Origin of the sequence: Bacillus cereus group sp. BceL220 (assembly GCF_051776965.1) — a bacterium.
GTDB classification, from domain to species: Bacteria; Bacillota; Bacilli; order Bacillales; family Bacillaceae_G; genus Bacillus_A; species Bacillus_A cereus.
In genome coordinates this window covers 344,293-350,400 of record NZ_JBPWBC010000006.1, presented here as the reverse complement: position 1 = coordinate 350,400, position 6,108 = coordinate 344,293, and the positions used below count along the sequence as shown (strand labels likewise).

Sequence of the window (6,108 nt, the reverse complement as noted above, 5' to 3'; positions counted from 1 at the left end):
ATACGAAACGGATTAAGGCAAAATTAAAAATGAGCCCAGTACAATACCGGACTCACTTTTATCAAGCTGCCTAATGAAATAACCGTGTCTAACTTTTAGGGGTCACTTCATACGTACTCTTTTTTTGGGGGGAATTATAATCCATCTTGAACAGATTTCTTTACAATTACCCATGTGTCTTTCTTTTTAACCGTTATAGCTACATTAGTTCCATTAGATTCCTTATAAAAGATATATCCATTGTTTGAGTTTACATATGTTACTGGTTCGCCTATGCAATCTCGCGAGCAGGATTTGTTGACCAGTTCAATTAGGGATAGTTCGCTTGGATCGGTTTTACTTGCTTCTATAACAGCATCAAGGCTTGTTTTTCGATAACCTTGCAAGTTTATATGAAAAAGCTGCTCTATTTCTCCTGTAATGCTAGTATTCATTACTTCTACTGAATTCTTTTTTTCTTGAAGGAATCCGTTTTCATAAAGTAATTTTGTATATCCAATCCATGCTATTAACACTAGCATGAAAAACATACCCGTCATTTTAAGTATTCGAAGTCGTTTGCTTATAATTGTTTCTGAGTATTTCATTCACTCTAATCCTCCAATGTTTTTAATTTAAAATATGCTTGGATACATACTTTTAGAAGAGGATGAAAGTTAATGAGTTTTCAATAAAAAAGAAAACATCCAGAGTTAGATGCTTTCTTTTTTTGTATTTTTGGCTATCTGTTCGTTACTTGTTTCATAAGTGGTCTTATTTCTTTAACTGGTGGTTTCTTATCATAGGCATCAACGTAAGAAAAGTAGTAGTTTAAGTTTCTTAGAAGACCTTTTCCTATTTTTGCACTTAAGAAAGGAAATACTTGTCCGGTATAATCATCGAGAGATTTACAGTAATATTTTTCATCTAAATATATACTGTATTTACATGTTAGTTCTACTAAAGGATTCCCGTCATCATCAAATACTTCTTTAGAATCAATAATATCTATTAGTGCAAATTTTTCATTTAGGTAAACTTTCTTTTTTTTCTCGTGTTTATTTGTAAGTATAAAAACGAGACCAATGGCGTTAATCAAACTATTTCCTCCTATAAAAAACGGATATTAATAAAATATATCGATATAAGCTAAATGTAAAGAGGAGAGGTGAACTATCATGGATAAAAATAAGTCGATTTATGTTGGGAAATCGACTTATTTTTATCCAGTATTAATGAGTAGTAACCTACTCTGATTAAAGTTTCACTTTATTGAAATACTTGCGGGAATTGTTTTACGATTGCGTTTGTTATCATGTCGGCCATTTCTAATGCTTCTTTTTCAATTTTATCGTAAAGTTTTACTCCTGCTTCATAATCCTTATTTAGGAAGGCAAGTGCTTCTGCTTTCGTTAGTGCTAAATGTTCATAAAACATTTTTCTAAATTCTTCTTTATCAATATATGGGTTAATACTGTTAAGAAATTCAGTAATTTCATCACCATTAGCGTACCATTTTTTCTCTATAGCGGCCGCTGCATTTTGATCACCAGCTTTTGCAGCTTTAACAAGATCCGCTGCAATTACTAAGTGATCTTTAATTAATGCACTATATTTTTTCACTGCATCCTCACCGTAAAATGGTTCAAGTGATAGTCCCATGTGTGTTGCGTTTTGTAGAAGCCGTCCAACAGTAACGTTAACATCTGGTAAATTAAATATAATACTTATAATAGCCAATCTCGTCCAAGCGACGTGTTGTTCCCATAAAGAACGCATATACCCTTTTAAAAAATTCTCGTTTTTACTAATTCGGTAGTTACGTACGGATAAATCATAGTTTACATAAGGGTTATGGTAGGGGGAGTAATACGATTGCCAATAAGAATACATAAATAGTAACACTCCTTTGAACATGTATAACTCAAAGTATGATAAATATTTATTTTTAGTTACGTGTCCTAGATTATTTTTAGGGAATTTGAAATGGAGAAATTCGATGAATGATGTTGTGGTATATATGAATAAAATGAATATAAAGTAAAAGAGGGGCTGCAAGGGAAGTTGCAGCCCCTCAAAAGGGTATTGCCGAGATGTCGGACTCGACTACGTAATATTATCATAAAATTCTTTTGAAAAAACCTGGTAAATGTGTCCAAATGAAATTGGTACCGTCATAAAGTCAAAGGGACCTGCTTCCCGCGGCAGGCCCCATTAACAGATAATGTCGATGAGCAAAAACTCATCTGGAGTACTTTTATAGTAACAAGTAAAATGTGTTTTGTGTATTGAGAAAGAAGAATTGCATAATTATATGTGAACAATTTAAATCCCAACAATTTATGATTATCATTAATTGTTGGGGTTTAAATATAGTTATAAAATGGAGAAAAGACTTGGAAGTGGGATTGAAGTGCACAGAAGTATGTAATCATGAAAAAGACCTGCTAATATAAGCAGGTCAACTTAAGGGATTTATCCAACAGATTATTATATATGGTAACAACTGAATTGTAGTAAGTCTATACGTTTAATATTGAGAAAACTTCTGTGAATGATACATTTTTTTGCGCATATATTAACGTCTAAAAAGTTGAGAAAGAAAATGTAAAAGCTTTTTATAAGAGAGTAATGGCTGGTACTTATAGTATGATTCATATTTCCACGCTTCATTATTTGAGAATTGGAGTTGGTTCGATACCGTTTTCTGTTTGATGGAACTAATATTACGGTGCTTCATATAGTAACCCCCTGAATTCATATGTATAAGATTAGTAGTATTCAAGGAGAATTAATAAAATGTGTATTTATTTTGAAATTCGTTATAATTGCTAATCATTCTCAAAAACGTAAAGAAGCATAAAATAATGAAAAAGCAGGCTGTTAGTCATGTATTCATCACTTTCATGATGCATAAGAGATGATATAATAGGAGTAGATGAAAGATAAAGAAAAGCAGGTGACTCTTTTTTGTTTACTAAAGCACAAGAACTTTTAGCGTCCTACTTTGGTTATTCTTCGTTTCGAAGAGGACAAGATGAAACAATTAAAAATGTACTAGATGGGAAAGATACAGTTTGTATTATGCCAACGGGTGGCGGTAAGTCAATTTGTTATCAAATTCCGGCATTAGTATTTGAAGGAACGACGTTGGTTATATCTCCTTTAATATCACTTATGAAGGATCAAGTAGATACATTGGTACAGAATGGCATTTCAGCTACATATATTAATAGTTCTATTTCTATTGCTGAAGCAAATCAGCGAATTCAATTAGCGAAACAAGGACATTACAAATTACTTTATGTCGCGCCTGAGCGTCTTGATTCGATGGAGTTTGTTGACCAACTTATCGATATGAAAATCCCTATGATTGCGATTGATGAAGCACACTGTATTTCACAGTGGGGACATGATTTCCGTCCAAGTTATTTACATATACATCGCATATTAGATTATCTTCCAGAAAAGCCGCTCGTATTAGCATTAACAGCAACAGCAACACCGCAAGTACGTGATGATATTTGTAATACACTTGAAATTAATCAAGAAAATACAATTATGACAACGTTTGAGCGTGAGAACTTATCGTTTTCTGTCATTAAAGGGCAAGATCGAAATGCATATTTGGCGGATTATATTCGTCAAAATCAAAAGGAATCTGGGATTATCTATGCAGCTACTAGAAAAGTAGTCGATCAGTTATATGAAGATTTAATGAAGGCAGGAGTTTCTGTATCAAAATATCACGCTGGTATGAGTGATAGTGATCGAAATGAGCAACAAGAACTCTTTTTACGAGATGAAGTAAGTGTAATGGTAGCAACATCTGCATTCGGGATGGGTATTGATAAATCGAATATTCGTTACGTAATTCATTATCAGCTTCCAAAAAATATGGAAAGTTACTATCAAGAAGCAGGACGTGCTGGTCGTGACGGATTAGATAGTACATGTATATTGTTATATTCTTCTCAAGATGTACAAGTACAGCGTTTTTTAATTGATCAATCAACTGGAGAATCACGTTTTTCAAATGAACTTGAAAAATTGCAAAATATGACCGATTACTGTCATACAGAACAATGTTTACAATCATTCATTTTGCAATACTTTGGAGAAGAACCGAAAGAAGATTGTGGACGCTGTGGTAATTGTACAGACAATCGCGAGAGCATCGATGTGACAAGGGAATCACAAATGGTTTTATCATGCATGATTAGAACGAACCAACGCTTTGGAAAGCAAATGATAGCGCAAGTATTAACGGGGTCGAAAAATAAGAAAGTTATTGAATTTAATTTTCATACTTTACCAACGTATGGGCTTTTATCGAACCGTAGTGTAAAAGAGGTCAGTGAGTTTATTGAGTTTTTAATTTCAGATGAGTTAATTGCAGTTGAACATGGCACTTATCCGACGTTAAAAGTAACAGAAAAAGGGAAAGAAGTATTACTTGGTAAAGAGAATGTTTTACGAAAAGAACGAGTAGAGACAAGACAAATTGTTCAAGACCATCCTTTATTTGAAGTGCTTCGTGAAGTACGTAAAGAAATTGCACAAGGAGAAGGTGTACCTCCGTTCGTTATTTTCTCTGACCAAACATTGAAAGATATGTGCGTGAAAATGCCGCAAAGTGATTCCGAATTGTTGACGGTAAAAGGTATCGGAGAACACAAACTTGTGAAATATGGCTCGCACTTCTTACAAGCAGTTCAGCATTTTATTGAAGAAAATCCAAATTATGCTGAAACGATTAAGACAGAAGTAGTTTCAGAGCGTAAAAAGTCAGGAAAAGCGTCCGCAAATTCTCATTTAGAAACGTATGAAATGTATAAACAAGGTATTGATTTGAATGAGATTGCAAAAGAACGCAACTTATCAAGACAAACAATCGAAAACCATTTAATTCGCTGCTACGAGGATGGAATGGAAGTAGAGTGGCAAAGTTTTGTTCCATCAGAGTATGAATCTCTTATTGAAACTGCCGTTCAAAATGCAGAGGGTGGTCTGAAATCTATTAAAGAACAGCTTCCGAATGAAGTGAGTTACTTTATGATTCGTGCTTATTTACAAATAAGAAAGTAGAGACATATAAAGGGGATAAGAATTTATGTATCATGTTTTCGTTTATGGCACGTTAAGAAGAGGGCAAACGAATGCTCATTATATGCTAGGTGCAACATGCATTGCAGACAGAGCTTGGACATATGGAAAATTATTTGATACGAATGAAGGATATCCGGCCATGACTTATTCGATTGAAGAAAAGGTGTATGGAGAAGTTTATGTAGTAAATGATGAGATATTGTGTAAGTTAGATGAACTAGAAGAATATACAGGTAATGCGGAGACTGATTTATATGATCGAATTACGCAAACAGTATATGTTGCTGATAGGGAAATTGAGGCATATGTGTATATCGCTCAAGATAAAAAGATGTTAAAGAAAGTGATAGAATCTGGTGACTGGCTTATGTATCAAAAAATATAATAAGGTAGTTTTAAAAATTGGAAAGCAGATAATGACGAATTCATTATCTGCTTTTTATTGTGTGAATAATTGTCGTTCTCTTTTTATTCTTATAGTTCTTAGTACGATTCCAATTCCGAGAAATAAAACAGTAGCAGCGACCCCGCTAATAGGATTTAACCAAAAATCACTACTGTTTGTAAGGGGAATAATCCCTGTTATGGTAACTAAAACAGTAGGAACAGCATCCTCGATCGCATGCATGATAACGCATGCCAGACGGATTTTGTAAGTCTATATATTTCAACATACATAATTGACCAACAAACCATAAGGATACAGCCAGATAAAAGCATATTTAATCTTGAGATAGATTCAAAATATTCATTTGAAGAGCCTCCTTTACTTTTATTTATCCTACTATTTATGGGCAGTAAAACGCCCATTGATTAAAGTCTTTAATTTTTACAATGTTTTTTAATAGATAAATTAAATAGGAGACAAATAGAAAGAAGTATCTTTTACATGCATCACTATACTATATGTGCATGTGTGTGATTTAGATGTTGCATATTCTTTTTAAATTAGAAAGATGAAAAGTAAGTTTTTTCGGAAAATTTAAATGGAAACTATTGACTTTATGATTGGATTTTTAA

The 6,108-nt window shown here is 33.2% G+C and carries 6 protein-coding genes and 1 pseudogene; 2 read left to right on the top strand and 5 right to left on the bottom strand.

From position 1 onward, the window contains the following. Positions 1-134 precede the first annotated feature (134 nt). The 4 genes from ACS2FK_RS18610 to ACS2FK_RS18595 all read right to left on the bottom strand — a co-directional run bounded on the left by ACS2FK_RS18610 (position 135) and on the right by ACS2FK_RS18595 (position 2,719). The gene (locus ACS2FK_RS18610; RefSeq protein WP_000877573.1) at positions 135-587 is read right to left on the bottom strand and encodes a hypothetical protein; all 453 of its coding nucleotides are present in this window, start codon (positions 585-587) and stop codon (positions 135-137) included. A gap of 134 nt (positions 588-721) precedes the next feature. Further along, the gene (locus ACS2FK_RS18605) at positions 722-1,078 is read right to left on the bottom strand and encodes a hypothetical protein (RefSeq protein ID WP_063547541.1); all 357 of its coding nucleotides are present in this window, start codon (positions 1,076-1,078) and stop codon (positions 722-724) included. Positions 1,079-1,248: 170 nt separating this feature from the next. Then, complete coding sequence (locus ACS2FK_RS18600) at positions 1,249-1,872, bottom strand: hypothetical protein (RefSeq protein WP_063547539.1); 624 nt, start codon at positions 1,870-1,872, stop codon at positions 1,249-1,251. A gap of 685 nt (positions 1,873-2,557) precedes the next feature. Continuing rightward, positions 2,558-2,719, bottom strand: a complete 162-nt coding sequence (locus tag ACS2FK_RS18595; RefSeq protein ID WP_000682734.1) for a hypothetical protein — start codon at positions 2,717-2,719, stop codon at positions 2,558-2,560. Between the two features lie 230 nt (positions 2,720-2,949). Between ACS2FK_RS18595 and recQ the strand changes: the two genes are divergently transcribed. Beyond that, the gene (gene recQ / locus ACS2FK_RS18590) at positions 2,950-5,067 is read left to right on the top strand and encodes a DNA helicase RecQ (protein WP_063547537.1); all 2,118 of its coding nucleotides are present in this window, start codon (positions 2,950-2,952) and stop codon (positions 5,065-5,067) included. 25 nt (positions 5,068-5,092) lie between these two features. Beyond that, complete coding sequence (locus ACS2FK_RS18585) at positions 5,093-5,473, top strand: gamma-glutamylcyclotransferase family protein (RefSeq protein ID WP_063547535.1); 381 nt, start codon at positions 5,093-5,095, stop codon at positions 5,471-5,473. 54 nt (positions 5,474-5,527) lie between these two features. Here ACS2FK_RS18585 and ACS2FK_RS18580 read toward each other — a convergent pair. Next, positions 5,528-5,841: pseudogene (locus tag ACS2FK_RS18580) on the bottom strand (CPBP family intramembrane glutamate endopeptidase); the annotation flags it as partial. Positions 5,842-6,108: the final 267 nt, after the last annotated feature.